This is a genomic window from Micromonospora fiedleri (assembly GCF_016774385.1).
GTDB lineage: Bacteria > Actinomycetota > Actinomycetes > Mycobacteriales > Micromonosporaceae > Micromonospora > Micromonospora gifhornensis.
This window is the reverse complement of the sequence record NZ_JAETXL010000001.1, coordinates 65,702-90,483: the sequence shown is the minus strand read 5'-3', so window position 1 is coordinate 90,483 and position 24,782 is coordinate 65,702. Positions and strand designations below refer to the sequence as shown.

The following is a 24,782-nucleotide window of genomic DNA, read 5'->3' as shown; positions in this document are numbered from 1 at the left end:
CGGCGGAGGCCACGCCGAGACTCCGGGGTCGATCGCGCAGCGCGACGACACCCCCACCGCGCGTGCCGACCGGCGGGTGTCCTACCGGTCCCGGCTCAGGTGGAGCAGGTCCGGATCGAGTCGCCCGGCCAACTCCCGCACGGCAGCCTCGTACTGCGGATCGGTGTGGTACGGCCAATGCTGGTCGATGCGGGGCGGCACGGTGTCGTCCGGCGGCACGGTGACCTCGACCGGATCGCGCAACCGACGGTCGACGGTGCCGGCCGGCGGCGGCACCCGGGGTGGCTGCCCCGGCCAGTGCGCGGAGAAGACGGGACCGCCGATCGGGTCGGTGTCGCGCCACAGGTTGACCCATCGCCAGCCGATCCGGTCGCCGATCTCGTACAGCACGTCGTCACCGAGGAAGGCCGGACAGAGCCGGGAGTAGAGCCGGTGCAGCGGGCTGCCGTGGGTCAGCAGCGCTACCCGGGGCAGCACCTCGGGCGGCAACTGGAGCAGGGTGGCGGCGGCGAGCACCGAACCGTGAGAGTGCCCCGAGAGGATCACCCCTCCTCTGCGGGCCAGTGCGCCGATTCGCTTGGCGAGTTCCGGAACGGCCCGTTCGGCGTAGCAGGGTGGCGCGAACGGATGCACCGTACGTGGCCAGAACGTGCCCAGGTCCCAGATCACCGCGACCGAGCGGCGGGTGCCCTCCGAGCGGTAGGAGGCCAGCCCGAGCACGACGATCCCGGCCGCAACCAGCCCGATCACGTAGATCCCGACATCGGTCACGAGCGACAGGTTTGTGGTCGCCTGGCCGTCGGTTCTGGCCAGGTACCGCGACAGCTCCGACGGCCCGACGCCGATCAGGTCCAGGGCGACGATCGCCACGCCGAGCAGGGACAGGACGAGGAAGACGATGAAGATGGGCCCGAGTTGTTCGGTGAACGCCGCCCGGGCGACGACCTCCCGGACGGCGGCGCGCTGGGGCAGCGCCTCCGGCGGGGGATCGGGGAAGTCGCGCCGGACGATCTGCTCGGCCATCCGACGTCGTCGTCGCCTTGTCGCGACGATCCGCCAGAGTGCGGCGATCGCGACGACCATGATCGCCGCCAGCCCGGCCAGGGCCGCCCAACGGTAGGAGACCGGTGGCTCCAGCGGTGGTGCGCCGGGGCGATCCGGCCGTGCCGGGTTGGGGATGTCGCTGCGGTCCAGAAAGTCGGCCACCCGGTACACCAGCGCGGCGGCGAATCCGTAGGCGGCGGCGACCGCCGCGGTGGCGAGCAGCGGGCCGGCCAGTCCACCCAGCCACAACGGGGTTCTCGCGCGGCTGCGCCGGCGCTGGTTCCAGGTGGTGACGGTCAGCGCGATCAGCAGGCCGGCCTGGACCGCGATCAACGCGGCCACCGCGCCCTCGTATCCGGGGAGTTGCCCGTGCGGTGGCTCCGGTTCCAACGGCACCACGGTGTAGGCGAGCGCCAGCAGGGTGACCACCGTGGTGGCCTGGCGCAGCCGCCGTACGCCCCGCATGTCGACAGGTCCCCGGCCCGGCCCCTCGTCGATGGCGCGGGCCGGTCGGCAGAGCAGGACGGCGGCGATGGCGAGCAGGCACCAGGCCGTACCGAAGAGCACGTACACCACGGGCGTGGGACGGAGATGGATCTGCGCGCCGAGCAGGATCGTGTCGAGAATGCCGAGCCCGACCGCGACGTGCAGGGTCAGCAGCCGGCGCACCACGATCGCGTCGTTCCAGAAGCCGGGTTCGTCGATGCGGTCCTCGCCGAGCGCGTCGCGTGCCTGCCCAGGCATGGCCGGAAACGCCTCGAAGGCCCGGGACGAACGTGCGCCGAGCCACCACAGCAGCCGCAGCGCGGCGATGGGCAGCAGCGCGAGGATCGCCAGGCGTGGCCCGAGGGGGATGCTGCCGAGCCAGGCCAGGTAGCCGCGGCCGGCCCGGCAGGGTTGGTAGCCGACGCACTGCCAGCCGACCAGGTCGATGCTCACTCCCACGACGGACAACACGAACGCCGCGGTCAGGGTGGCGGCGAGCAGCCGGCACAGCGGGCCGATCAACCCGCCGGCCCCGCCGGTCGCCGGCCGGGCCCAGACGGCGAGGTTGACCAGCATGAACGGCAACAGGAACAGCAGCGAGAGGGTACGCACGGCGGCCCCGGCCGTGAGCGCCCCCCAGCGGTACGCTTCGACCTTCAGCCCGCCCGGCCGGTCGCTGATGCCGAACCCGGGCCGGGGGCGGTAGAAGCCGGCGTTGTCGTCACCGGCGACCCGGATCACCACCGGGTGGTCCAGCAGCGTCTCGGCGGTGGTCCCCGAGACGCCGTGCACCCGTAGTTCGACCACCTCGTGCGTCAACGTCCCGTCCTCCGGCAGCTGCCGATCCCGGTTCACGGTATTGAGCTGACCTGGTCGCCGGTGGCGGTTCGGCCATTTCCGCCGACAGCCGGGCGGGTGGTCAGGCGGCTGTCGGGCAGGCGGTCAGTGGCAGGCGGTCAGTGGCGGGCATGGCGCAGCAGCAGGGTGCCGTCGCCGGCGAGCAGCACGTGGCGCAGCGGCAGCTGCCGGGCCGGGCTCGGCGCACCGGCGGTGATCCGGCCGGCGCCGGCGCCGGCGAGCAGCGGAGCCACCGACAGGCAGACCTCGTCGACCAGGTCGGCGGCGGTGAGCGCGCCGAACAGGTGCGGGCCGCCTTCGCAGAGCACCTGGTCGAGGCCGCGCCGCCGCAGTTCGGCCAGGCCGACGGCCAGGTCGACCTCGTCGGCGCCGCAGTGCACCAGGTCGGCCACGGCGGCCAGGGCCGGTGCCGCGGGCGCGCCGTCACGGGTGAGCACGATCGGGCGTACCGGTGCGTCGGCGAAGGCGGCCTGGGCCGGGTCGAGGTCGAGGCTGTTGGAGACCACCACGAGCGTCGGGTACTCGGCCAGCCCGTGCCGGCGTCGCCAGGCGCGGCGCTGCTCGTCGAGCCGCAGCGCCCGGTAACCCTCGTGGCGCAACGTGCCGGCGGCCACCAGCAGCGCGTCGCAGACCATGCGCAGCAGCCGGAAGACCCGCTTGTCGGGCTCGCCGGACAACCCGGCCGAATAGCCGTCGAGGCTCACCGCGCCGTCGACACTTGTCACGAAGTTCATCCGCAGCTGCGGCGTGTCGGCCCGGCGATAGAGCGCGGTCAGCGCATCGTCGTCCAGCGGGGCGGGTGACGGATCCGGCCAGAGGGCGGAAATCGGCGCGTCGGCGGTCATTCGCTGGCCGGACCGGTGACGACAGGGGTGGGTCGAGGGGTACGGTGCTGGCAGTCGCACCAGTTCCGGCCCGGGCAGTCGTCGTGCCGCCGCGCCCGGCACGCTCGGCAGATCATGCCCGCAGCCTATGCCGAGGAAGGATGGGACACGCATGCCGCGTCAGATCTTCCAGCTGAGGATCTCGCTGTCCGGGGTTCGTCCCACGATCTGGCGCCGGGTGCTCGTGCCCGGTGGCTACACGTTGGATCGCCTGCACCGGGTGGTGCAGCACGCGATGGGTTGGCGCGACTGTCATCTGCACTCGTTCGAGATCGACGGCGTGCAGTACGGCGAGCCGGACCCCGACGGCGACCTGGCGCTGGACGACGAGTTGCCCCTGCACGACGAGTTGGACGTGCGGCTGGACGCGGTGGCGGGCAAGGGCAGCCGGTTGCAGTACACGTACGACTTCGGTGACTGGTGGGAGCACGACCTGCTGGTGGAGGACGTGGTCACCGCCGATGCCGATGAGCGCTACCCGAGGTGTGTCGACGGTGAGCGGGCCGCTCCGCCGGAGAACGTCGGCGGCGCGCAGGGTTACCTGCTGCTGCTCGCCGCGGTCGCCGATCCGGGACACCCGGAGCACGCGGCGATGCGGGCGTGGGTCGGTGACGGCTTCGACCCGGAGGCCTTCGACGCCGGCCGGGTGACCACACTGCTGCGGCGCTTCTGCTGATCAAGGACGTTCCGGCACCTGACCGGACAGTCGTCGAGGCTGGCGCGAAGCGGGATCAAACCGGCCCGGTGGTAACGATCTGGGAACGCTCCCAATGGCCTATTGACACTCCTGATACCTCCCGGCAATCTCATGGGAGCGTTCCCAAGGGGCGTAGATCACATCTCAGCGCGCCCGGGGCGTCGACGCTCGGCTGACCAGCCGGCGGCCGGCAGACGCTGCGGCACCCCCCCACCACATAAACCAGCCTCACCACTGAAAGAGGGGTCAGGATGAACCTCACCAAGCGGCGTGCCCGCCTGGCGGCGGCCACCTTGGCGGCGGTAACCGCCGTCGGTGGCCTCGCGGCCTGCGGCAACGACGACGACAACACGTCGGCAGAGGGCGGCAAGCCCGCCAAGCTGGTCGTCGACACCTTCGGCGAGATGGGCTACGACGAGCTCGTCAAGCAGTACGAGCAGCAGACCGGCATCAAGGTCGAGCTGCGCAAGACCGCGCAGCTGCGCGAGTACCGCCCCAAGCTGGTCCGTTACCTGGCCACCGGCAAGGGCGCGGCCGACGTGACCGCCCTGGAAGAGGGCATCCTCAACGAGTTCAAGGCCAACCCGCGCAACTGGGCCGACCTCGCTCCGCTGATCGACGACCACTCCAAGGAGTACCTGCCCTGGAAGTGGGAGCTGGGCAAGGCGCCGGACGGGCGGCTGATCGGTCTGCCCACCGACGTCGGCAGCCTCGCCGTCTGCTACCGCAAGGACCTGTTCCAGGCGGCTGGCCTGCCCACCGAGCGGGACCAGGTCTCGGCCCTGTGGCCGGACTGGAACGGCTTCCACCAGACCGGCCAGAAGTACAAGCAGGCCACTGGCAAGGGCTTCATCGACTCGATCACCGCGGTCTCGAACGGTGTGCTGTTCCAGCAGGGCAGCGACCTGTTCTACGACAAGGAAAACAACGTCATCGCCAAGGACAGCCCCGCGGTGAAGGCTGCCTGGGACACCGCCACCTCGATGGTGGACATCTCCGCCAAGGCCGAGACCTGGTCGCCGGCGTGGAACGCGGGCTTCAAGCAGGGCACCTTCGCGGCGACCTTCTGCCCGTCCTGGATGCTCGGCATCGTCGAGGAGAACTCCGGCGAGGGCAACAAGGGCAAGTGGGACGTGGCTGCCGTTCCGGGTGGCGGCGGTAACTGGGGCGGCTCCTGGCTGGCCGTGCCGGAGCAGAGCCAGCACCAGAAGGAGGCGGCCAAGCTGGCCGAGTTCCTGACCAACGCCACCAGCCAGGTCGCGGCCTTCAAGGCCACCGGCCCGCTGCCGACCAACCTCGAGGCGTTGAAGAACGAGGAGTTCCTCAACTACACCAACGAGTACTTCAGCGGTGCGCCGACGGGCAAGATCTTCGGTGAGAGCGTCGCCAAGATCGAGCCGGTCCACCTGGGCCCGAAGCACCAGGCTGTCAAGGAGAACGCGTTCGAGCCGGCCATGCGGGCCTTCGAGAACGGGCGGGCCAGCAAGGATCAGGCCTGGGAGCAGTTCACCAAGGACGCTGAGACTCAGGGCGCCTTCTGAGTGATTCCCATCCGGTGGCGTTCGGGATTCCTGCCCGGACGCCACCGGTCGGTCCCCCCTTGCGCGTGGCACCGCGTGCGGGCCCCGGGGCGTCGCCCGGAAAGGAAACCTGATGAGTCTGTCGGCCACGACGGCACCGCCGTCGTCAGCACCACCGCCTCCGAACGCCGAGCCCCGGCGCCGGCGTGGGCATCTGCTCAATCGCCTGGATCTCAAGTACTCCCCGTACCTCTACATCGCACCGTTCTTCCTGATCTTCGGGGTCTTCGGGTTCTACCCGATGCTGCGGACCGCCTGGATGTCCCTGCACGACTGGGACATGATCGGCGAGAACTCGTTCATCGGGTTCGACAACTACACCCGGTTGATCTCCGACGAGTACTTCTGGAACGCGCTGGTCAACACGTTCGGCATCTTCGCGCTGTCGACCATCCCGCAGTTGCTGCTGGCGCTCTTCCTGGCCAACCTGCTCAACCGCACCCTGCTGCGGGCCAAGACCTTCTTCCGGATGGCCATCTTCATCCCGAACGTGGTCTCGGTGGCCGCGGTCGCCATCGTCTTCGGCATGCTGTACCAGCGTGACTTCGGTCTGTTCAACTGGCTGCTCAGCTTCGTCGGTGTCGAGGCCATCGACTGGAACGGCGAGAAGTGGAGCTCCTGGACGGCGCTCGCCACCATGGTCAACTGGCGGTGGACCGGCTACAACACCCTGATCCTGCTCGCCGGCATGCAGGCCATCCCGAAGGATCTCTACGAGGCGGCCGCGATCGACGGGGCCGGTCAGTGGCGGCAGTTCTGGCAGATCACCCTGCCGATGCTCAAGCCGACCTTCATCTTCGTGGTCATCCTCTCCACGATCGGCGGCATGCAGCTGTTCACCGAGCCGCTGCTCTTCGCCAACGGCAACATCATCGGTGGTGACCAGCGGCAGTTCCAGACCCTGGCCATGTACATGTACGAGATGGGCATCGTCAACCTGAACACCGCCGGCTACGGAGCCGCGGTCGCCTGGGCGATCTTCATGATCATCGTGCTGGTGTCGCTGATCAACTTCGTACTCGTCCGCCGTACGGCGAAGTAAGGAGAGACCAGTGAAATCGGCTTCTCGCCTGTGGCGTACCAGCCCGCTGACCTACCTGGCGCTCGTCATGGCGGCCCTGCTCTCGATCTACCCGTTCTACTACATGATCGTGATCGGCACCCGCAGCCTGGACGCGATCAACGACGTGCCGCCACCGTTCACCCCGGCCGGCTCCTTCGGGGACAACTTCGGCCGGGTGCTCGACAACGACGCGGCCAACTTCGTCACCGGTCTGGTCAACTCGGTCATCGTTTCCTCGGTGGTCACCGTGTCGGTGGTGCTCACCGGCTCCCTGGCCGGTTTCGCCTTCGCGAAGCTGCGCTTCCGGGGCCGCAACATCCTGCTGCTGTCGATCATCGTCACCATGATGATCCCGACCCAGATGGGCCTGATCCCGCTCTGGGGCATGATGCAGTCGTTCGGCTGGTACGACAGCCTGCTCGCGGTCACCGTGCCGTTCCTGGTCAGTGCCTTCGGCGTGTTCATGATGCGGCAGTACGCCAGCCAGGCGATCTCGGACGAGCTGATCGAGGCCGGCCGGGTCGACGGGGCGAGCACCTTCCGGATCTACTGGAACATCGTGCTGCCGGCGCTGCGGCCGGCAGCGGCCGTGCTCGGCCTGTTGACCTTCATGGAAACCTGGAACTCGTTCCTCTGGCCGTACGCGATCCTCAGCCCGGAGAACCCGACCCTTCAGGTGTCGCTCTCCTTCCTCTCGTACGCCTACTACACGGACTACTCCCAGGTCTTCGCCGCCACGGCGGTCGGCACCCTGCCACTGGTCCTGGTCTTCATCGTGTTCGGCCGCCAGATCATCGGCGGGATCATGGAAGGTGCAGTCAAGTCGTGAGCAACCCCGCCACCCCACCCGCAGTCGGCGTCCTCGACGAACGTGCGCCGCTGACCTTCCCGCCGGGCTTCCTCTGGGGAGCGGCCACCGCCGCGTACCAGATCGAGGGGGCCGCGGCCGAGGGTGGACGTACCCCGTCGATCTGGGACACCTTCAGCCACACCGAGGGACGCACGGTCGCCGGGCACACCGGTGACGTGGCCTGCGACCACTACCACCGGGTCGGCGACGACGTACGGCTGATGGCCGAGCTGGGGCTCAAGTCGTACCGGTTCTCGGTCTCCTGGCCCCGGGTACAGCCTGGCGGGTCCGGTCCCGTCAACGCCGAAGGGCTCGACTTCTACCAGCGGCTGGTCGACGACCTGCTGGCCAACGGGATCGAGCCCTGGCTGACCCTCTACCACTGGGACCTGCCCCAGGAGCTGGAGGACGCCGGGGGCTGGCCGGCCCGCGACACCGCCGCCCGGTTCGCCGAGTACGCGCAGCTGATGGCGAACGCCCTCGGCGACCGGGTGAAGTACTGGACCACGCTGAACGAGCCCTGGTGCTCGGCCTTCCTCGGCTACGGCTCCGGGGTGCACGCCCCGGGCCGTACCGACGGGGCGGCTTCGGTCCAGGCCGGGCACCACCTGATGCTCGGGCACGGGCTCGCCGTGCAGGCGCTGCGCGCGACGCTGCCCCAGGCGCAACTCGGCGTCACCGTGAACCTCTACCCGGTCACCCCGGCCAGCGACGCGCCCGGCGACGTCGACGCCGCCCGACGCATCGACGGGTTGGCCAACCGGTTCTTCCTCGACCCGATGCTGCGTGGCCAGTACCCCGACGATCTGGTCGCCGACCTGGCGAAGGTGACCGACTTCGGGCACGTCCGCGACGGGGACCTGGCCGTCATCTCCACGCCGATGGATCTGGTCGGGGTGAACTACTACAGCCGGCACGTGGTCGCCGCGCCGGTCCCCGGTGAGCAGCCCGAGCGGTACTGGCGGGCGCCGACCAACTGGCCGGGCAGCGAGGACGTCCGGTTCGTCACCCGGGGCGTGCCGGTCACCGACATGGACTGGGAGATCGACGCCCCCGGGCTGGTGGAGACGCTGCGCCGGGTGCACGAGGAGTACACCGATCTTCCGCTCTACGTGACGGAGAACGGGTCCGCGTTCGTCGACGCGGTGATCGACGGCCAGGTCGACGATGTCGAACGCCTGGCGTACTTCGACGCGCACCTGCGCGCCGCGCACGAGGCGATCAGCGCCGGTGTCCCCCTGCAGGGATACTTCGCATGGTCACTGTTGGATAATTTTGAGTGGGCCTGGGGCTACACCAAGCGGTTCGGCATGATCTACGTCGACTACGACAGCCAGACTCGCATCCCCAAGTCCAGCGCCAGGTGGTACGCAGAGGTGATCCGACGCAACGGTCTGGCCGCACAATAAGGCGACGGCCAGCCAGTAACGGGCGGCCCGGCACCGACGCTCAACCAGGTGCCGGTGCCGCCTGACGTCGGAGGAGCAGACGATGACAACGCAGCGCACCCGGTCACTCGGGCGCCCGACCCTGGACGCGGTCGCGGCGCGTGCGGGTGTTGGCCGTGGGACTGTCTCCCGCGTGGTCAACGGCTCTCCCCAGGTGAGCCCGGAGGCCCGTGCCGCCGTGCAACAGGCCATCGCCGAACTGGGGTACGTGCCGAACCGGGCCGCCCGGGCGCTGGTCACCCAGCGGACCGACTCGGTGGCGCTGGTGGTCAGCGAGTCCGGTGAGCGGATCTTCGCCGAACCGTTTTTCGCCGGCATCGTGCGGGGGATCAGCTCGACCCTGCTGGAGACCCCGCTTCAGCTCTGGCTGGCCATGGCGCAGTCCCCGCTGGAGCGGGAGCGGGTCGAGCACCACCTGACCAACCAGCACGTCGACGGCGTACTGCTGCTGTCGCTGCACGACGACGACCCGCTGCCCACGCTGCTGGAGGAGCGCGGCCTGCCGACGGTGCTCGGTGGTCGGCCCGCGCGGATGCTGCACCCGGAGGCCCAACCCGCCTCCTTCGTCGACGTGGACAACGTCGGCGGGGCACGCCAGGCCGTGGAATACCTGGCCGGTCGCGGTCGGCGGCGCATCGCCACCATCGCCGGCCCGCAGGACATGGGCGCCGGCCTGGCCCGCCTCTCCGGCTACCGGGACGCGGTCCGCTCCGCCGGGTTCGGCATCAACCCCGACCTGATCGCGTACGGCGACTTCAGCGAGGAGAGCGGCGCGACCGCCATGCGGCACCTGTTGGAGCGCTGCCCCGACCTGGACGCGGTCTTCGTCGCGGCCGACCTGATGGCCTTCGGCGCGATGCGGACGCTGCGCGAGTCGGGTCGCCGGATACCCGAGGACGTGGCGGTGATCGGCTTCGACGACGCGCCCATCGCCCGGCAGGCCGTCCCACCGCTGACCTCGGTCTTCCAGCCGGTGGAGGAGATGGGACGGCAGATGGCCCGGCTGCTGGTCGCCCGGATCCGCGGTGACGAGATCCCCGCCCCGCACATCGTGCTCCAGACGCAGCTGGTGGAACGCGCCTCCGCCTGACCAGCGCCCGGCCCTCCGAAGCGCGTGGTCGACCCCGCCTGACCGGCGCCCGACCCCCGGATGAGGGTGATCGACTCCGTTGCGCCGTAATGGCGGTTTCCCGCCCCCGCGTACCCCGCCGTTTCGGCGAAACGGCGCGCGGCAGGCGGGCTCAGTCAGCCCAGCGGCGCAGCTCGCGTCTGGCGAGGCTGGCCCGGTGCACCTCGTCCGGGCCGTCGGCGAGCCGCAGCGTGCGGGCCTGGGCCCAGAGCGCGGCCAGCGGGGTGTCCTGACTGACCCCGGCGGCGCCATGCGCCTGGACGGCCTTGTCGATCACCCACTCGGCCATCGCCGGGGTGGCGATCTTGATTGCCTGGATCTCGGTGTGTGCGCCCTTGTTGCCGACCGTGTCCATCAGCCAGGCGGTCTTGAGCACCAGCAGCCGGGCCTGCTCGATGCGGACCCGGGACTCGGCGATCCACTCGCGTACCACGCCCTGCTCGGCCAGCGGTCGGCCGAACGCGACCCGCTCGCTCACCCGCCGGCAGAGCAGTTCCAGGGCCCGTTCGGCCATCCCGACCAGCCGCATGCAGTGGTGGATCCGCCCCGGGCCGAGGCGGGCCTGCGCGATGGCGAAACCGGTGCCCTCGGTGCCGATCAGGTTCTGCATCGGCACCCGTACGCCGGTGAAGTCGATCTCGGCGTGCCCGCCGTGCGGGCCGTCGCTGTAGCCGTACACCGTCATGCCCCGGCGGACCGTGACGCCCGGGGTGTCCCGGGGGACCAGGACCATGCTCTGCTGCCGGTGCCGCTCGGCGCCCGGATCGGTCTTGCCCATCACGATGAACAGCTCGCAGGCCGGATCCATCGCCCCGGACGACCACCACTTGCGCCCGTCGATCACGTAGTGGTCGCCGTCGCGGCGGATCGAGGTGGCGATGTTCGTGGCGTCGGAGGAGGCCACCTCCGGCTCGGTCATGCAGAACGCGGACCGGATCTCGCCGGCCAACAGCGGGGTCAGCCAGCGTTCCCGCTGGGCGGGGGAGCCGAACTCGGCGAGCAGTTCCATGTTGCCGGTGTCCGGTGCCGCGCAGTTGAGCGCCTCCGGGGCGAGATGCGGGCTGCGGCCGGTCAGCTCGGCCAGCGGGGCGTACTGGAGGTTGGTCAGCCCGGCACCGTAGCGCGGGTCGGGCAGGAAGAGGTTCCACAGGCCGCGCCGACGGGCCTCGGCCTTCAACTCGGCAAGCACCGGCGGACGGGCCCACGGGTCACCGGCGGCGGCCACCTGCGCGGCGTGCACCGCCTCGGCCGGGTAGACGTGCTGGTCGAGGAAGTCCGTCAGCTCCGCGCGCAACTGCTCGGTGCGGGCGTCGTACCCGAAGTCCATCAGCTCTCCCTTACCGCGTTCAGTCCGTGCGCGACGAGCGGCGCCACCATGTCCCCGATGCTGTCGAAGCCCTCGCCGAGGGTCTGCCCGAGGGTGTACCGGTAGTGGATGCCCTCGCAGATCACGGCGAGCTTGAAGCAGCCGAGGGCGATGTGCCAGTGCAGCGGGCCGACGTCGACGGCGCTGCGGTCGGCGTACCGGTCGATCAGTTCGCCGCCGGTGGGGAAGCCGGCCCGTGGGCCGAGGCCGTCGGCGACCGGGTTGCCGTCGGCGATGTCGCTGCCGCCGAGCACCTCCCAGTACGTCAACAGCAGCCCGAGGTCGGCCAGCGGGTCGCCGAGGGTGGCCATCTCCCAGTCCAGCACGCCCGCCACGGTCACCGGATCAACCGTCGCGAGCAGGTTGTCCAGGCGGTAGTCGCCGTGCACGATGCGGCCGGCGTTGCGGCCCTCGGGTGCGGTGGCGGCGAGCCGGTCGCGCAGCTCGTCGATGCCGGGCAGCGGCCGGCTGCGGGAGCGGTCCAGCTGCCCGGCCCAGCGGCGTACCTGCCGGGCGAGGTAACCCTCGGGGCGGCCGAAGTCGGCCAGGCCGACGGCCTCCGGCTCGACCGTGTGCAGTGCCGCGAGGGTGTCCATCATCGCCATGGCCAGCCCGTGCCGCTGCTCGGCGGTGAGCCGGTCGGTCTGCTGCCGGCTGCGGAACACCTCGCCGGGCACCCGTCGCATCAGGTAGAAGGGCGCGCCGAGCACGTCCGGGTCCGAGCAGAGCAACACCGCGTCCGGCACCGGTACGTCGGTGGGGGCGAGCGCCGAGATCACCCGGAACTCCCGGGCCATGTCGTGCGCGGTGGCCAGCACGTGCCCGAGCGGCGGACGACGCAGCACCAGCTCCTGCCCGCCGGCCCGGAGCAGGTAGGTCAGGTTGGACCGGCCGCCGGTGATCAGCTCGGCCCGCAGCGGGTCGGTGGCCAGGTCCGGTCGGTGTTCGGCCAGGTAGCGGCCGAGTCGACCCAGATCCAGACCGGCGGGGGAGCCGCCGTCGGTGTCCCGGTGCCGCTCCGGCGTCGGGTGGCGGGTGGCCGGATCGGTCATCCGGACAGTTCAGGGCAGCTCGGACCGCTTGTCAAGGTCAGGTTTGACCCTCGGGTCATGCCGCCGCAACAGGGACGAAATGGTCACCTGGCAGCCTGATGATCAGCCTGCCGGCCCTCGTGCCGGCCCGCCGAGCGGAGGGGTTCGAGATGTTGTTGCGCGTACGGGTCACCCTGCCGGACCGCCCGGGCACACTCGGCCAGGTGGCCCGCACCCTCGGGGTGTCGGGCGCGGACATCGTCCAGGTGGTCGTGCTGGAACGGCTCGGCGGGCGCGCGGTCGACGACTTCACCGTGGTGTGGCCCGGCGCCGCCCGGGTCGAACGGCTGCTCGCCGGCCTGGCGGCGATTCCCGGCGTCCGGGTGGACGGGGTGTGGCGGGCGATCGGCGCGCCCACCACCACCGGCCAGGACGCCGAACTGTTGGCGCAGGTCGCCGCCAACCCGACGGACGGGCTGGCCACCCTGGTCGACGCGGTGCCCGGACTGCTCGCCGCCGACTGGGCGGTCGCCGCGGTGGTGCCCGTCGACTGGGCCAGCCGCACCGGCGGCGGTGGGGCCACGGTCGCGCACGCCAGCTGGCGTACGCCGGAGCCGCCGCGCCTGCCGGAGGTGACTCCGCTGCGGGCCCGGTCGATGACCATGCGCGACGGCGGGCACTTCGCGGTCGCGCCCTTCGGTCGGGCCGGGCTGGTCATGGTCGTCTGCCGCGAACACAGCGAGTCGCTGACCCCGGCCACGTTCCACTCCACCGAGGTGGACCGGCTGGCGCAGCTGGTCCGGGCCAGCGCGGTGATCCTCGGCGACCGGCTGGACCTGGTCGACGTCCCGCCGATCAGTGCCACGCCGTGACCGCCCCTGGCCAGCTGTGACGTACGCCGCAGGGCCGGACGCGGCTCGACACGGCGGGGCAATCGGCCGGCAACAGGCGGGCGCGAGGGTGGTACGCGAAGGGAGGCACCAATGACCCTCTGGCGAATCCGGGCCACCGTCGACGACCGACCGGGCTACCTGTCGGTGCTCACGGCGAGCCTCGCGTTGCGCGGCGTCAACATCCTCACCGTGCAGGTGCACACCACCGAGCACGGCGCTGTCGACGATTTCCTGGTCGACGCGCCGGACACCCTCGACGAGACGGACCTCGTCGCCGCTGTCGAGCGGGGTCGGGGGCGGGACTGTTGGGTGGCGCGCAGCGAGGCGCGTGTCCTGGTCGACCAGCCGACCCGGGTGCTCGCTCTGGCGACCCGGTTGGTGCGTGACCCGGACGCGACCGGGGAGGTGCTGCGGGCTCTGCTCGGTGCCGACGAGGTGACCTGGCGTCCGGCGTCCGCGGCGGCCCGGTGTGGGATCGATGGCCTGACGATGCTGCTGGCCGACCCCAACGGGGGCGCGTATCACCTGCGCCGGGTCGCGCCGAGCTTCACCCCGGCGGAGTACGCGCGAGCGCAGGCGTTGCTGGAGTTGGGCGCCACCGCGGCGGGCCGGGGCGCTGACCAGATCACCGTCGTCCTGCCCGACGGGGCCGAGTTGACCGTACGGCCGGCGGTCGCGGAGGACCTGACCGCGGTGGTCGAGCTGCACGAGGCCTGCTCGGCCCGTACCCGCCAACGGCGCTACCTGGGTGGGGCGACGTTGCCGACACCGGCGCGGCTGCGGCGGCTGCTGGAGCCGACCCGTGGACTGACCCTCGTCGCGGTCACCAGCGACGCCGATCCGTCGGCGGAGTCGGTGGTGGCGATGGCGAACCTGCTCGCCGAGGGCGACGAGGCCGAGTTGGCGCTGCTGGTACGCGACGACTGGCAGCGGCGCGGGCTGGGTTCGACGCTGCTGCGGCGGCTGGTCCGGCAGGCCGAGTCGAGTGGGTACGCGGCCACGGTGCTGCACACCCAGGCCGACAACACGCCGCTGCTGCGGACGCTGCGCCGGCTGCACCGACCGACCACGATCGAGCAGGACGGTGGCCTGCTGACCGTGACGATGCCCCTGGTCGCCGAGGTGCCGGTGGAGAGCGCGGGCTGACCGGGGGAATCAGACGACCGACCTCCGATGCGGAGGACGGTGAGAAGGGCAGGACTTCCGGTGCGGAGGCCCTGCCCTTCGCCTGTGGCACGAGAAAACGGCCGCCGGAGGGACACCGGCGGCCGTTTTCTGGTGGTTGGTTCGCAGCGAGCTTTCCCGACCTGGTCGGGGGATGACACAAGTGTGCCTGCCCACCACCTGTGTTGATCTCAGGTGAACGGTTTGACCTGGGCGGACGGGAGGATCTCCTGTCGGTACGACGGAGACGATTCGAGGGCTGAAGACGGCGTGTCGACGTAACACGTCAGGCTCTTTCGGCGCTGCTCGCGGCTCCGCGTCGGCCTTCCCAAAGTGGTCGGTGCCAGATTACATTGCTACCTATCCATGGGAGCGCTCCCGGTCCTGCTGGATCCCATCCTCCGCCACTTTGCCGGCAGCCGTCCATCCCGACGCGGCACGCGTCGGCGCTGCCTGCCCCGCACCGACAGGAGCAGCCGCATGCACCACACCAGACGGCCGCGTCGCGCCCGCGGCGACGAGCCCGGTCACCACCAGCCCTGGTCCCGCCGGCTTCGCACCGCCGGCACCGCCCTCGCCACCGGGCTCGCGCTCGTGCTCGGCGTACCGGCGGCCGGTGTCGCCGCGCCGACCTCCGGCGACGCCTCGACCAGCGCCGCCGCGCCCGCCTTCAACTACGCCGAGGCGCTGCAGAAGTCCCTGCTGTTCTACGAGGCGCAGCAGTCCGGCAAGCTGCCGGACTGGAATCGGGTCTCCTGGCGCGGTGACTCCGGCCTGCGCGACGGCTCCGACGTCGGGATCGACCTGACCGGTGGCTGGTACGACGCGGGTGACCACGTCAAGTTCGGTTTCCCGATGGCGTTCACCACCACCATGCTCGCCTGGGGTGCGGTCGAGTACCGCTCCGGCTACGCCGCCTCCGGTCAGCTCACCCACCTGCTGAACAACCTGCGGTTCGTCAACGACTACTTCGTCAAGGCGCACCCGTCGCCGAACGTGCTCTACGGGCAGGTGGGCAAGGGCGACGACGACCACAAGTGGTGGGGCCCGGCCGAGGTGATGCCGATGGCGCGGCCGGCGTACAAGATCGATGCCAGCTGTGGCGGCGCGGACCTGGCCGGGGAGACGGCGGCGGCGATGGCCGCGTCGTCGATGGTGTTCCGACCCACCGACGCCGCGTACGCCGACAAGCTGCTCACCCACGCCCGGCAGCTCTACACCTTCGCCGACACCGTGCGGAAGAATTACCACGAGTGCATCACCGACGCGACCAGCTTCTACCGTTCCTGGAGCGGCTACACCGACGAGCTGGTCTGGGGTGCGATCTGGCTGTACCGGGCCACCGGCGACGCCGCCTACCTGGCCAAGGCCGAGAGCGAGTACGACAAGCTCGGCACCGAGCCGCAGACCACCACCCGCTCCTACAAGTGGACGGTGGCCTGGGACAACAAGCAGTTCGGGGCGTACGTGCTGCTGGCCAACCTGACCGGCAAGCAGAAGTACATCGACGACGCGAACCGCTGGCTGGACTTCTGGACGGTCGGCGTCAACGGCGAGCGGATCCGCTACTCGCCCGGCGGGATGGCGGTGCTCGACTCCTGGGGCGCGCTGCGCTACGCGGCCAACACCGCGTTCGCCGCCCTGGTCTACAGCGACAAGACCACCGACGCCACGCGCAAGGCCCGCTACAAGGACTTCGCCGTCCGGCAGATCAACTACGCGCTCGGCGACAACCCGCGCAACTCCAGCTACATGATCGGCTTCGGGGCCAACTCGCCGAAGAACCCGCACCACCGCACCGCGCACGGCTCCTGGTGGGACAGCATGACCGTACCCACCGAGACCCGGCACACCCTCTACGGCGCCCTGGTCGGCGGCCCGTCCTCGCCGAACGACGCGTACACCGACAACCGGTCGGACTACGTGATGAACGAGGTCGCCACCGACTACAACGCCGGCTTCACCTCCGCGCTGGCCCGACTGACCCAGGAGTACGGCGGCACCCCGCTGGCCAACTTCCCGGTCCCCGAGCAGCCGGACATCGACGAGCTGACCGTGGAGACCACGGTCATGCAGAACGAGACCCGGGCCACCGGCCTCAAGGTGATGATCTACAACAAGTCGGCCTTCCCGGCACGGGCCCTGACCGACGCCAAGTTCCGCTACTACTTCCGCCCCGACGGCACCGGCCCGGTCACCGTCACCCCCGGCTACACCCAGGGCTGCCCGGCACCGTCGACCGCCCGGCAGGCCGCCGGTGACCTCTGGTACGTCGAGGTCGACTGCACCGGGCACACCATCGCCCCGGCCGGACAGTCGCAGCACCGGATGGAGGTGCAGTTCAAGGTCGGGGTGCCCGAGGGCGGCACCTGGAACACCGCCAACGACCCGTCGTTCCAGGCCACCGCCGGGCCGAACCGCAACGTGCCGCTCTACGCCGGCGGCGTACGGGTGTGGGGCGAGGAGCCTGCCACCAGCGTGGACACCACCCCGCCGACCGTTCCCGGCACGCCGGTGGCAACCTCGGTCGCCTCCCGTTCGGTGAGCCTGACCTGGGCGCCGTCCACGGACAGCGGCAGCGGAGTCGACGGCTACATCGTCAACACCCACGTGGTCGGCAGCGACACCTACAGCTGGTATCCCGCCAGCACGAACTCGCTGGTGCTCAGCGTGTCGCCGGGACGCACCTACGAGATCACCGTGCAGGCTCGGGACAAGGCCGGCAACACCTCGTCCAGGTCGCCGATGCTGACCGTCACCGTACCGGCCGTCGACGACGGGGACACCGTGCCACCCACCGCGCCCGGCTCGTTGACCGCTTCGGCGATCACCACGAACGGGGTGACCCTGAACTGGACGCCGTCCACCGACAACGTGGGCGTGACCGGCTACCGGATCTACCGGGGACCGGCGCTCGGTGACGTCCTGGTCGCCACGGTCACCGGCACCACGTACCAGGTGACCGGCCTGGAGCCGAACATCACGTACTACTTCTACGTGATGGCGATCGACGCGGCCGGCAACGCCTCGCCGCCCTCGAACCGGGTGACCGTGACGACGTCGGCACCGCTGCCGACCTCGCCCTGCCGGATCACCTACGGCACCAACGACTGGGGCACCGGTTTCACCGCCAACATCACCATCGCCAACACCGGCACCACGGCGATCAACGGCTGGACGCTGGCGTTCACCTTCCCGCACAGCGGCCAGCGGGTCGGCCAGAGCTGGTCGGCCACCTTCCAGCAGACCGGCACCTCGGTGACCGCGACCAACATGTCGTACAACGGCACCATCGCGCCGGGCGCCTCGACCAGCATCGGGTTCAACGGCACCCACACCGGCAGCAACCCGAGGCCGACCAGCTTCACCCTCAACGGCAACCCCTGCACCATCGCCTGACGGACCCCTCACAGAGGGCGGGGCGGCTCACCTACCAGCGAGCCGCCCCACCCTCGTCCACATCTGCCGGCTGGTCCCCGGGCGTATGGTGCCTGCATGCCGATCGGCGATGAGGAGCTGGTCGTTGCCGCGGCGGAAGCCGGGGCGGCGGTCGTCCGCTCGCACTACGGGTCAGCGCTGACGCACTTCCCGAAGTCCGCGGGTGACTTCGCCACCACCGCCGACGTCGAGGCGGAGACGGCGATCCTCGACGTCCTGAGCAGTGCGCGCCCCAACGATCTCTTCGTGGGTGAGGAGAGCGGACCCACAGGTCCCGGCGTCAGCGGTCGCGTATGGTTGGTCGATCCGTTGTGCGGAACCCTGAACTACGCGGTCAGGAGCATGCTGGTCGCGGTGAACGTGGCGTTGCGGATCGGGGAGCAGGTCACCGTGGCCGCCTCTGCCGATCCGTTCAGCCATGAGGTGTTCTGGACCGACGGTGCCAGCGCGTACGTGCGTCGCGGTGGCGCGGACCAGCGACTCGACCCGTCATCCGCGTCCAGGCTCGTCGACGTCAATCTCGACCCGCCGTTCCCCAACATCGACGCCTTCTCGGCTGCCCGGTTGCTCGCCGACCAGGGCTTCATCGACATCTTCCGCCCGCGAGTGGTCTCCACCACCCTGGCCGTGGCCTGGGTCGCCGCCGGCCGCCGAGCCGGCTACGTCACCGACGGCCAACTGCGCGACAACGTGCACTTCGCGGCCGGCATCGCGGTGTGCCAGGCGGCCGGGTGTGTGGTCACCGGCATCGACGGCAAGCCGCTCCACACCGGCCTCGGCGGTCTCGTCGTCGCCGCCGACGAGCAGACGCACGCAGCCCTGCTCACTCTCATCCGAAACCAAAGCGCAAGATCACGCTCGATCTGGGATTGAGTGGCCTCCGAGCGTCACGGAACCACTCGATCCGGCATCGAGTGATCCCCGAACGCCACGGTGACCACTCGATGCGACATCGAGCGTGATCTTGGTGGCAAGGGTGCAGTCCTGCGCGGTAACCCTTGACCTGGTGTTCTACATCCTGCTGTGCGCACCAGCCGAGCGCCGAGCGGGCCGACGCGACCGTGCGGGCGCGTCGGCCAGGCGACGTCAGTCGGCCAGTTCGTCGGCGAGCAGGTCCATCAGCAGGCCGTCGTGCCAGCGGCCGTCGGCACCGCGCTCGTAGCGGCGCAGCACCCCGACCGGGCGGAAACCGACCTTGGCGTACGCCCGGATCGCGGGGGTGTTCGCCGCGGCCGGGTCGATGGTGAACCGGTGATGGCCGTGCTCGTCGATCAGGTGCCGGACCAGGGTGCGGATGGCGTCGCCGCCGAGCCCGGCACCGCGTACCGCCGGGTCGAGGAAGATGTCCAGGCTGGCGTGCCGGTAGTCGCGGTCGTCCTCGGCGTACCACTGGATCGCGCCGACCACCCGGCCGCCGTGCTCGATGGCGTACACGGTCAGGTCGTGGTCGGCGAGATCGGCGGCGACGGCGGCGGCCAGGTCGTCGTCGCCGCGCCACCAGCGGCGCACCTCCGGGTCGGCGCGGATCGCCGCGAGAGCCGGTACGTCCGCTGCGGTCACCGGACGCAGCACCACCGATCGTCCCCGCAGCAGCATGCTCAGCCTCGCAACTCGCCGTGTTCGACACAGACCGCCGACCAGCCGACCGGCAGCACCTGCACCTTCATCCGGCGCCGGCAGTGCGCACAGTAGCGCGGCGGCTCCAGCGCGCGGGCCGCCGCGCAACCCGGGTGGGTGCCGGTCGTCGCGGCCTCGCCGCACCTGTCACACCACACCGCCTCGCCCATCGGAATCACAGCGTCGCCGACAGCGCCTTGACCGGCATCTTCAGGTCGTCGAGCAGCTTCAGGTCGTCGGTGGCGGGACGACCCAGGGTGGTCAGGTAGTTGCCGACGATCACCGCGTTGATGCCACCGAGCAGCCCGTCGCGGGTGCCCAGGTCACCCAGAGTGATCTCCCGGCCGCCCGCGTACCGCAGGATGGTGCGCGGCATGGCCAGCCGGAACGCGGCGATGGCCCGCAGCGCGTCCTTGCCCTCGACCACCGGCCGGTCGCCGAGCGGCGTGCCGGGGCGGGGGTTGAGGAAGTTCAACGGCACCTCGTGCGGGTCCAGCTCAGCCAGCTGGGCGGCGAACTCGGCCCGCTGCTCCACCGTCTCGCCGAGGCCGAGGATGCCGCCGCAGCAGACCTCCATGCCGGATTCGCGGACCATCCGCAGGGTCTCCCAGCGCTCCTCCCAGGAGTGCGTGGTGACCACGTTCGGGAAGTAGGAGCGGCAGGTCTCCAGGTTGTGGTTGTAGCGGTGCACACCCATGTCGACCAGCTCGTCGACCTGCTCCTGGGTGAGCATGCCCAGCGAGGCGGCGACCTGGATGTCGACCTCGGCCTTGATCGCTGCCACGCCCTCGCGCATCTGCTTCATCAGCCGGGCGTCCGGGCCGCGTACGGCGGCCACGATGCAGAACTCGGTCGCCCCGGTGGCGGCGGTCTGCTTGGCCGCCTTGACCAGCGACGGGATGTCCAGCCACACCGAGCGCACCGGGGAGGTGAACAGGCCGGACTGGGAGCAGAAGTGGCAGTCCTCCGGGCAGCCGCCGGTCTTCAGCGAGACGATGCCCTCGACCTCCACCTCCGGGCCGCACCAGCGCATCCGCACCTCGTGGGCGAGTTGAAGCGTGGCGGTCAGGTGCTCGTCGGGCAGGTTGAGCACCGCGAGGACGCCGGCCTGGTCGAGGCCGACGCCACCCTCCAGCACCTGGTTACGGGCCTGGTCGAGGATCTCTGGCATGGCACGTACCCTACAAGGCCGCCAGACGGGCGGAAACGGGCGCGGTGAGCCGGCACGAACGGACGGCGGGTGCCTGCCCGGCGAGCCGTACTGCGCCACGCCGGGGCCGACCGTACGGGTGGTAATTTCGCCCGGCGGGAACCCGGGGGAGGGACGTGGCGGTGGCGGACTGGCTGGCGGCGCTGACCCGCCGCGCCGACTTGCGGGCGAAGGCCGGACTGACCCGCCGGCTGCATCCGCGCGCCGCCGCCGACGTCGTGGTCGACCTCGCCGGCAACGACTACCTGGGCCTGTCCACGCACCCGCAGGTGATCGCCGCCGCGACGCAGGCGCTGTCCCGGTACGGGTTGGGGGCGACCGGCTCCCGCCTGGTCCGTGGCTCCACCGAGGCGCACCACGCGTTGGAGGACACCCTCGCCGGTTGGCTCGGCACCGACCGGGCACTCGTCTTCTCCTCCGGCTACCTGGCCAACGTCGGTGCCGTCCGGGCGCTGGTGCGTCCCCGTACGCTGCTGGTCTCCGACGCGCACAACCACGCCAGCCTGATCGACGGGTGCCGGATCTCCGGTGCGCAGACCGTGGTCACCCCGCACGCCGACGTGGCGGCCGTCGCGGCGGCCCTCGCGGCGGCGCCCGGACGGCCGGCGGTGGTGGTCACCGAGTCGGTCTTCTCCGTCGACGGTGACCTGGCCCCGCTGGTGGACCTGCACCGGGTCGCCCGCGAACACGGGGCGTTGCTGCTGGTCGACGACGCGCACGGGCTCGGCGTGACCGGGCCGGCCGGTGCCGGTGCGGTGGCCGCCGCCGGGCTGGCCGGCGAGCCGGACGTGGTGGTCACCGCCACCCTGTCCAAGGCGCTCGGTGGCGCGGGCGGTGTGGTGGCCGGCCCGGCCGAGTTCGTCCGGCATCTGGTGGAGACCGCCCGCACCTTCATCTACGACACCGCCCTGCCGCCGGCCGTGGCCGCCGGGGTGCACGCCGCCGTCGAGGTGGCCCGCACCGGTGACGACAGGCGTGCCGTCCTGACCGAGCGGGCCGCGACGGCGGTGCGTCGGCTGCGCGCCGCCGGCCTGGACGTCTCCACCCCCGACGCCGCCGTCGTGTCGGTCACCGCCCCCGGCCCGCAGGCGGCCACCGAGTGGGCCGCCGCCTGCCGGGACCGGGGCGTGGCGGTCGGCTGTTTCCGTCCGCCCTCCACCCCGGACAGCCGCTCCCGGCTGCGGTTGACGATCGGCGCGGGGGTGCCGCAGGCGGACTTCGAGCATGCCCTGGAGGTCATCGTGGAATGTGCGCCATGACGGATCAGTGGCGGGGACCGGTGCTGGTCACCGGGACCGACACCGAGGTCGGCAAGACCGTGGTGACGGCGGCCATCACCGCCGCCGCGCAGGCGGCCGGGCTGCGGGTCGCGGTGGTCAAACCCGGTCAGACCGGTACGGCCACCGGCGAGCCCGGTGACGTCGAGGCGGTCACCCGGCTGGCCGCCCCGATGACCGGCCGCACCCTGGCCAGCTTTCCCGACCCGCTCGCCCCGCTGGCCGCCGCCCGGGTGGCCGAACTGCCGCCCCTGGAGCTGTACAACGCGGTCGACGCGATCCGCGACGAGGCCGACAAACACGACCTGGTGCTGGTCGAGGGGGCCGGTGGGCTGCTCGTACCGATGGGGGTGCGCCCCTCCGGCGAGCCGTGGACGGTGGCCGACCTGGCCGTGTCGCTGGGTGCCCCGGCGGTGGTGGTGGCCCGCGCCGGGCTCGGCACCCTCAACCACACCGCGCTCACCCTGGAGGCGCTCGACCGGCGGGCCGTACCGGCCGGGGTGGTGATCGGCGCCTGGCCGGCCGATCCGGAGCTGGTGCACTGGGCCAACCTGAGCGACCTGCTGCCGAACCTGCTCGGCGCCCTGCCCGCCGGTGCCGGCGCGATGGACCCGGGAGTGTTCCGCCGGTCCGCGCCGGGCTGGCTCACCCCGGCGCTGTACGGCGTCCTCGACGACTGGCGCGCCTGGGCCGACGAGATCAACTGAACGGCGTGCCGGTCAGCGGGTCACCAGGAAGGTGTCCGGCATCCGGAAGGTGAGGTTGTCCGGGTACCAGGGTGCGCGGAGCACGCGGACCTCGGCCAGCAGCGGCGCCACCTCCGCCACCACCGTCGCGGCTTCCATCCGGGCCAACTGGTCGCCGACGCAGCGGTGTGCGCCCGCCCCGAAGGCCAGGTGCCGGCGTGAGCCGCGTTGCCCCGGCCGGAACTCGTCCGGTGCCGCCACGATCTCCGGATCACGCCCGGCCCCGGCCAGCCACAACACCAAACTGGTGCCCGCCGAAACCGCCGTCTCGCCCAGCGTGGTGTCCACGGCGGCGACCCGACGCCAGGTCACGATCGGTGGTTCCAGCCGCAGCCCTTCCTCGACCACGTCGGCGACCGCGACCGAGCCGTCCCGCAGCCCGGCGAGCACCCCCGGCTCGCCGGCGAGTCGGTGCATCAGCAGGGTGAGGAACTGGGACGTGGTCTCCTGACCGGCGACCAGCAGGAAGAACAGCGCGCCGACCACCACGTCGGGTGGGTGCCCGGCGGCCCGCAGTGCCCCGGCCAGCCCGCCGCCGGTGGCCGCGAACTCGCGCAGCACCCGGTGGAAGCGACCTACCTCGGCGGCGAGCTGCTGCTGCCGGTCGGCGTCCAGCGGGGCCCAGAACAGTTCCAGGGCCGCGCGGGCGAAGCTCTTCACCGCCGTGACCGGGGCGTCGGGCAGCTCGACCAGCCGGGCCAGGACCAGCAACGGCAGGTCGGCGGCGAGCCCGGCGTACAGGTCGACCGGCCGGCCCGCGTCCAGCTCGGCGGTCAGCCCGGCCACCCGTCGGCGGACCAGCGCGGTCAGCCAGTCCTGCTGCTCGGCGACCCGCTTCGGGTGCAGGGCGTCGGCGACCAGGGCCCGGATGCCCGGATGGCTGGCGTCGCCGTTGTTGGCAAGCGTCGGCGGCAGTCGGAACCGGTGTGCGGCGAGGATCCGCAGCGCGGACACCGGCATCGGGGTCACCGCGTCCAGGGCGTTGTCGGGCCGGTACGTGTGCGGGTCGGTGAGCACCTGTCGGACCAGCGCGTGCCGGGTCACCAGCAGATGCTCGACTCCCACGTGATCGGCGACGCGGGCCACGCCGCTGCCGGCCCAGGCGTCGTCGTGCGCCGCCGGGGCCTGCTCCCAGCTGCGGAACAGCACGCGCGCCACGCTAGCCGGTCGCCTCCGGCCGTCCCGCGCGGAGCTGCCACACGGTGGTGCGCTTCACCCGTACGCTCTCCAGCGCCTCGCTGACCGGTACGTCGTAGCTGGCGAGTTCGTCGAAACGGTCCCGGGGCAGGAAGGCCCGGCCGGGGTCACCGACGAGCACCTGTGCTCCGCCGCGCGCGGCGCGCAGCAGGAAGCGCAGCACCCGGTTGGTCATGGCCGCGCTGTAGAAGACGTCCCCGGCGAAGATCACCTCGGCGTCGCCGGCGTCGCCGTCGAGGATGTCGGCGAGTTCGGCGTCGACGCGTACCCCGTTGGCCTCGGCGTTGAGGGTGATCGCCGCGACCGCGAGGGGGTCGACCTCCACCGCGCGTACGGCGGCGGCACCGGCCCGGGCGGCGGCGATGGCCACCAGCCCGGAGCCGGACGCCAGGTCGAGCACCCGGCGGCCGGCGGACAGCTGCGGATGGTCGGTGACGTACCGGGCCAGGCCCTGCCCGCCGGCCCAGGCGAAGGCCCAGAACGGTGGCGGCTGGTCGCTGCGGAACTCGCCCTCGGTCAACTCCCACAACCCGATCGGCTCGTCGGCCTGATGCAGCCGCACCTCGGGTACGAAGGCGACGGGCGCGAGCCGGGCGTGCAGCCGGACGAAGGCGGTGGAGAGCGCGGACATCCGGTGATTGTCCATCGGCACGTTTCCCGGCGTGTCGCGGGTCGGCGGTGAGCGGTTCAATACCGTACGTGAAAACGGGCATCTTGCTTCACCACCCGTGCGAACACACCCGTCTACCGGGTGGCCTCCGGCGCTCCTAGCGTTGCCGATGGAGACGACCAACGGGAGGGCGG

21 protein-coding genes are annotated in these 24,782 nt (G+C 71.3%); 12 read left to right on the top strand and 9 right to left on the bottom strand.

Going from position 1 to position 24,782, the window contains the following annotated elements; genetic code table 11:
• Positions 1 to 81: 81 nt before the first annotated feature.
• Both JMF97_RS00415 and JMF97_RS00410 read right to left on the bottom strand, forming a co-directional pair.
• Positions 82 to 2,385 (bottom strand): hypothetical protein, encoded by a 2,304-nt coding sequence (locus tag JMF97_RS00415; protein WP_203219720.1) that lies wholly within the window; start codon positions 2,383 to 2,385, stop codon positions 82 to 84.
• A 101-nt stretch (positions 2,386 to 2,486) separates the two neighbouring features.
• Positions 2,487 to 3,233 (bottom strand): pyrimidine reductase family protein, encoded by a 747-nt coding sequence (locus tag JMF97_RS00410; protein ID WP_203219719.1) that lies wholly within the window; start codon positions 3,231 to 3,233, stop codon positions 2,487 to 2,489.
• 151 nt (positions 3,234 to 3,384) lie between these two features.
• Between JMF97_RS00410 and JMF97_RS00405 the strand changes: the two genes are divergently transcribed.
• The 6 genes from JMF97_RS00405 (at position 3,385) to JMF97_RS00380 (ending at position 10,000) form a co-directional block, all read left to right on the top strand.
• A complete protein-coding gene (locus JMF97_RS00405) occupies positions 3,385 to 3,948 on the top strand; it encodes a plasmid pRiA4b ORF-3 family protein (protein ID WP_203219718.1) in 564 nt (187 codons plus the stop codon).
• 272 nt (positions 3,949 to 4,220) lie between these two features.
• Positions 4,221 to 5,510 carry an ABC transporter substrate-binding protein gene (locus JMF97_RS00400; RefSeq protein ID WP_013732367.1) on the top strand — a complete coding sequence of 430 codons (1,290 nt, stop codon included), beginning with the start codon at positions 4,221 to 4,223 and terminating at the stop codon, positions 5,508 to 5,510.
• A 112-nt stretch (positions 5,511 to 5,622) separates the two neighbouring features.
• Positions 5,623 to 6,591 carry a carbohydrate ABC transporter permease gene (locus tag JMF97_RS00395; protein ID WP_203219717.1) on the top strand — a complete coding sequence of 323 codons (969 nt, stop codon included), beginning with the start codon at positions 5,623 to 5,625 and terminating at the stop codon, positions 6,589 to 6,591.
• 67 nt (positions 6,592 to 6,658) lie between these two features.
• Complete coding sequence (locus JMF97_RS00390; protein WP_050814713.1) at positions 6,659 to 7,441, top strand: carbohydrate ABC transporter permease; 783 nt, start codon at positions 6,659 to 6,661, stop codon at positions 7,439 to 7,441.
• Entirely contained in the window at positions 7,438 to 8,871 is a 1,434-nt protein-coding gene (locus JMF97_RS00385) for a GH1 family beta-glucosidase (RefSeq protein ID WP_013732370.1), read from the top strand. The genes JMF97_RS00390 and JMF97_RS00385 overlap by 4 nt, the downstream gene beginning before the upstream one ends.
• Before the next feature lie 82 nt (positions 8,872 to 8,953).
• A complete protein-coding gene (locus tag JMF97_RS00380; RefSeq protein WP_203219716.1) occupies positions 8,954 to 10,000 on the top strand; it encodes a LacI family DNA-binding transcriptional regulator in 1,047 nt (348 codons plus the stop codon).
• Between the two features lie 151 nt (positions 10,001 to 10,151).
• On the opposite strand, the gene JMF97_RS00375 is transcribed toward JMF97_RS00380, so the two are convergent.
• A complete protein-coding gene (locus JMF97_RS00375) occupies positions 10,152 to 11,366 on the bottom strand; it encodes an acyl-CoA dehydrogenase family protein (RefSeq protein WP_203219715.1) in 1,215 nt (404 codons plus the stop codon).
• The gene (locus JMF97_RS00370) at positions 11,366 to 12,457 is read right to left on the bottom strand and encodes a phosphotransferase family protein (RefSeq protein ID WP_203219714.1); all 1,092 of its coding nucleotides are present in this window, start codon (positions 12,455 to 12,457) and stop codon (positions 11,366 to 11,368) included. Before JMF97_RS00370 ends, JMF97_RS00375 begins: the two co-directional genes overlap by 1 nt.
• Before the next feature lie 149 nt (positions 12,458 to 12,606).
• Between JMF97_RS00370 and JMF97_RS00365 the strand changes: the two genes are divergently transcribed.
• From JMF97_RS00365 to JMF97_RS00350, 4 genes are all read left to right on the top strand, one after another.
• Positions 12,607 to 13,308, top strand: coding sequence for an ACT domain-containing protein (locus JMF97_RS00365; protein WP_126712349.1), 702 nt, complete (start codon positions 12,607 to 12,609; stop codon positions 13,306 to 13,308).
• 111 nt (positions 13,309 to 13,419) lie between these two features.
• Positions 13,420 to 14,475: a GNAT family N-acetyltransferase gene (locus tag JMF97_RS00360; protein ID WP_203219713.1), complete on the top strand. Its 1,056-nt coding sequence runs from the start codon at positions 13,420 to 13,422 to the stop codon at positions 14,473 to 14,475.
• A gap of 498 nt (positions 14,476 to 14,973) precedes the next feature.
• Positions 14,974 to 17,892: a glycoside hydrolase family 9 protein gene (locus JMF97_RS00355; protein ID WP_203219712.1), complete on the top strand. Its 2,919-nt coding sequence runs from the start codon at positions 14,974 to 14,976 to the stop codon at positions 17,890 to 17,892.
• A gap of 96 nt (positions 17,893 to 17,988) precedes the next feature.
• Positions 17,989 to 18,804 (top strand): inositol monophosphatase family protein, encoded by an 816-nt coding sequence (locus JMF97_RS00350; RefSeq protein WP_203219711.1) that lies wholly within the window; start codon positions 17,989 to 17,991, stop codon positions 18,802 to 18,804.
• A 213-nt stretch (positions 18,805 to 19,017) separates the two neighbouring features.
• Here JMF97_RS00350 and JMF97_RS00345 read toward each other — a convergent pair whose 3' ends face one another.
• From JMF97_RS00345 to bioB, 3 genes are read right to left on the bottom strand one after another with little or no spacing between them, the layout of a single operon-like run.
• Positions 19,018 to 19,527 (bottom strand): GNAT family N-acetyltransferase, encoded by a 510-nt coding sequence (locus JMF97_RS00345; RefSeq protein WP_438803734.1) that lies wholly within the window; start codon positions 19,525 to 19,527, stop codon positions 19,018 to 19,020.
• 2 nt (positions 19,528 to 19,529) lie between these two features.
• On the bottom strand, positions 19,530 to 19,718 hold the full coding sequence (gene bsaP, locus JMF97_RS00340; protein WP_203219710.1) for a biotin synthase auxiliary protein BsaP: 189 nt from the start codon (positions 19,716 to 19,718) through the stop codon (positions 19,530 to 19,532).
• Between the two features lie 5 nt (positions 19,719 to 19,723).
• Positions 19,724 to 20,719 (bottom strand): biotin synthase BioB, encoded by a 996-nt coding sequence (gene bioB / locus JMF97_RS00335; RefSeq protein WP_203219709.1) that lies wholly within the window; start codon positions 20,717 to 20,719, stop codon positions 19,724 to 19,726.
• A gap of 161 nt (positions 20,720 to 20,880) precedes the next feature.
• On the opposite strand from bioB, the gene JMF97_RS00330 reads away from it, so the two are divergent.
• Positions 20,881 to 22,017, top strand: a complete 1,137-nt coding sequence (locus JMF97_RS00330; protein ID WP_203219708.1) for an 8-amino-7-oxononanoate synthase — start codon at positions 20,881 to 20,883, stop codon at positions 22,015 to 22,017.
• Positions 22,005 to 22,742 (top strand): dethiobiotin synthase, encoded by a 738-nt coding sequence (gene bioD / locus JMF97_RS00325; protein ID WP_203219707.1) that lies wholly within the window; start codon positions 22,005 to 22,007, stop codon positions 22,740 to 22,742. Before JMF97_RS00330 ends, bioD begins: the two co-directional genes overlap by 13 nt.
• 12 nt (positions 22,743 to 22,754) lie before the next feature.
• Here the strand turns inward: bioD and JMF97_RS00320 are convergent, their stop codons facing one another.
• Together JMF97_RS00320 and JMF97_RS00315 are read right to left on the bottom strand one after the other, a co-directional pair.
• Positions 22,755 to 23,939, bottom strand: a complete 1,185-nt coding sequence (locus JMF97_RS00320; RefSeq protein WP_412101300.1) for a cytochrome P450 — start codon at positions 23,937 to 23,939, stop codon at positions 22,755 to 22,757.
• Between the two features lies 1 nt (position 23,940).
• A complete protein-coding gene (locus JMF97_RS00315; RefSeq protein WP_203219706.1) occupies positions 23,941 to 24,609 on the bottom strand; it encodes a class I SAM-dependent methyltransferase in 669 nt (222 codons plus the stop codon).
• Between the last annotated feature and the right edge of the window lie 173 nt (positions 24,610 to 24,782).

What these genes read in the sequence shown, in the direction of transcription:
- JMF97_RS00410 (WP_203219719.1), bottom strand. Translation starts at nt 3,233, where the DNA reads ATGACCGCCGACGCGCCGATTTCCGCCCTCTGGCCGGATCCGTCACCC.
- JMF97_RS00405 (WP_203219718.1), top strand. Translation starts at nt 3,385, where the DNA reads ATGCCGCGTCAGATCTTCCAGCTGAGGATCTCGCTGTCCGGGGTTCGT.
- JMF97_RS00400 (WP_013732367.1), top strand. Translation starts at nt 4,221, where the DNA reads ATGAACCTCACCAAGCGGCGTGCCCGCCTGGCGGCGGCCACCTTGGCG.
- JMF97_RS00395 (WP_203219717.1), top strand. Translation starts at nt 5,623, where the DNA reads ATGAGTCTGTCGGCCACGACGGCACCGCCGTCGTCAGCACCACCGCCT.
- JMF97_RS00390 (WP_050814713.1), top strand. Translation starts at nt 6,659, where the DNA reads ATGGCGGCCCTGCTCTCGATCTACCCGTTCTACTACATGATCGTGATC.
- JMF97_RS00380 (WP_203219716.1), top strand. Translation starts at nt 8,954, where the DNA reads ATGACAACGCAGCGCACCCGGTCACTCGGGCGCCCGACCCTGGACGCG.
- JMF97_RS00375 (WP_203219715.1), bottom strand. Translation starts at nt 11,366, where the DNA reads ATGGACTTCGGGTACGACGCCCGCACCGAGCAGTTGCGCGCGGAGCTG.
- JMF97_RS00370 (WP_203219714.1), bottom strand. Translation starts at nt 12,457, where the DNA reads ATGACCGATCCGGCCACCCGCCACCCGACGCCGGAGCGGCACCGGGAC.
- JMF97_RS00365 (WP_126712349.1), top strand. Translation starts at nt 12,607, where the DNA reads ATGTTGTTGCGCGTACGGGTCACCCTGCCGGACCGCCCGGGCACACTC.
- JMF97_RS00360 (WP_203219713.1), top strand. Translation starts at nt 13,420, where the DNA reads ATGACCCTCTGGCGAATCCGGGCCACCGTCGACGACCGACCGGGCTAC.
- JMF97_RS00355 (WP_203219712.1), top strand. Translation starts at nt 14,974, where the DNA reads ATGCACCACACCAGACGGCCGCGTCGCGCCCGCGGCGACGAGCCCGGT.
- JMF97_RS00350 (WP_203219711.1), top strand. Translation starts at nt 17,989, where the DNA reads ATGCCGATCGGCGATGAGGAGCTGGTCGTTGCCGCGGCGGAAGCCGGG.
- JMF97_RS00345 (WP_438803734.1), bottom strand. Translation starts at nt 19,527, where the DNA reads ATGCTGCTGCGGGGACGATCGGTGGTGCTGCGTCCGGTGACCGCAGCG.
- bsaP (WP_203219710.1), bottom strand. Translation starts at nt 19,718, where the DNA reads ATGGGCGAGGCGGTGTGGTGTGACAGGTGCGGCGAGGCCGCGACGACC.
- bioB (WP_203219709.1), bottom strand. Translation starts at nt 20,719, where the DNA reads ATGCCAGAGATCCTCGACCAGGCCCGTAACCAGGTGCTGGAGGGTGGC.
- bioD (WP_203219707.1), top strand. Translation starts at nt 22,005, where the DNA reads ATGTGCGCCATGACGGATCAGTGGCGGGGACCGGTGCTGGTCACCGGG.
- JMF97_RS00315 (WP_203219706.1), bottom strand. Translation starts at nt 24,609, where the DNA reads ATGTCCGCGCTCTCCACCGCCTTCGTCCGGCTGCACGCCCGGCTCGCG.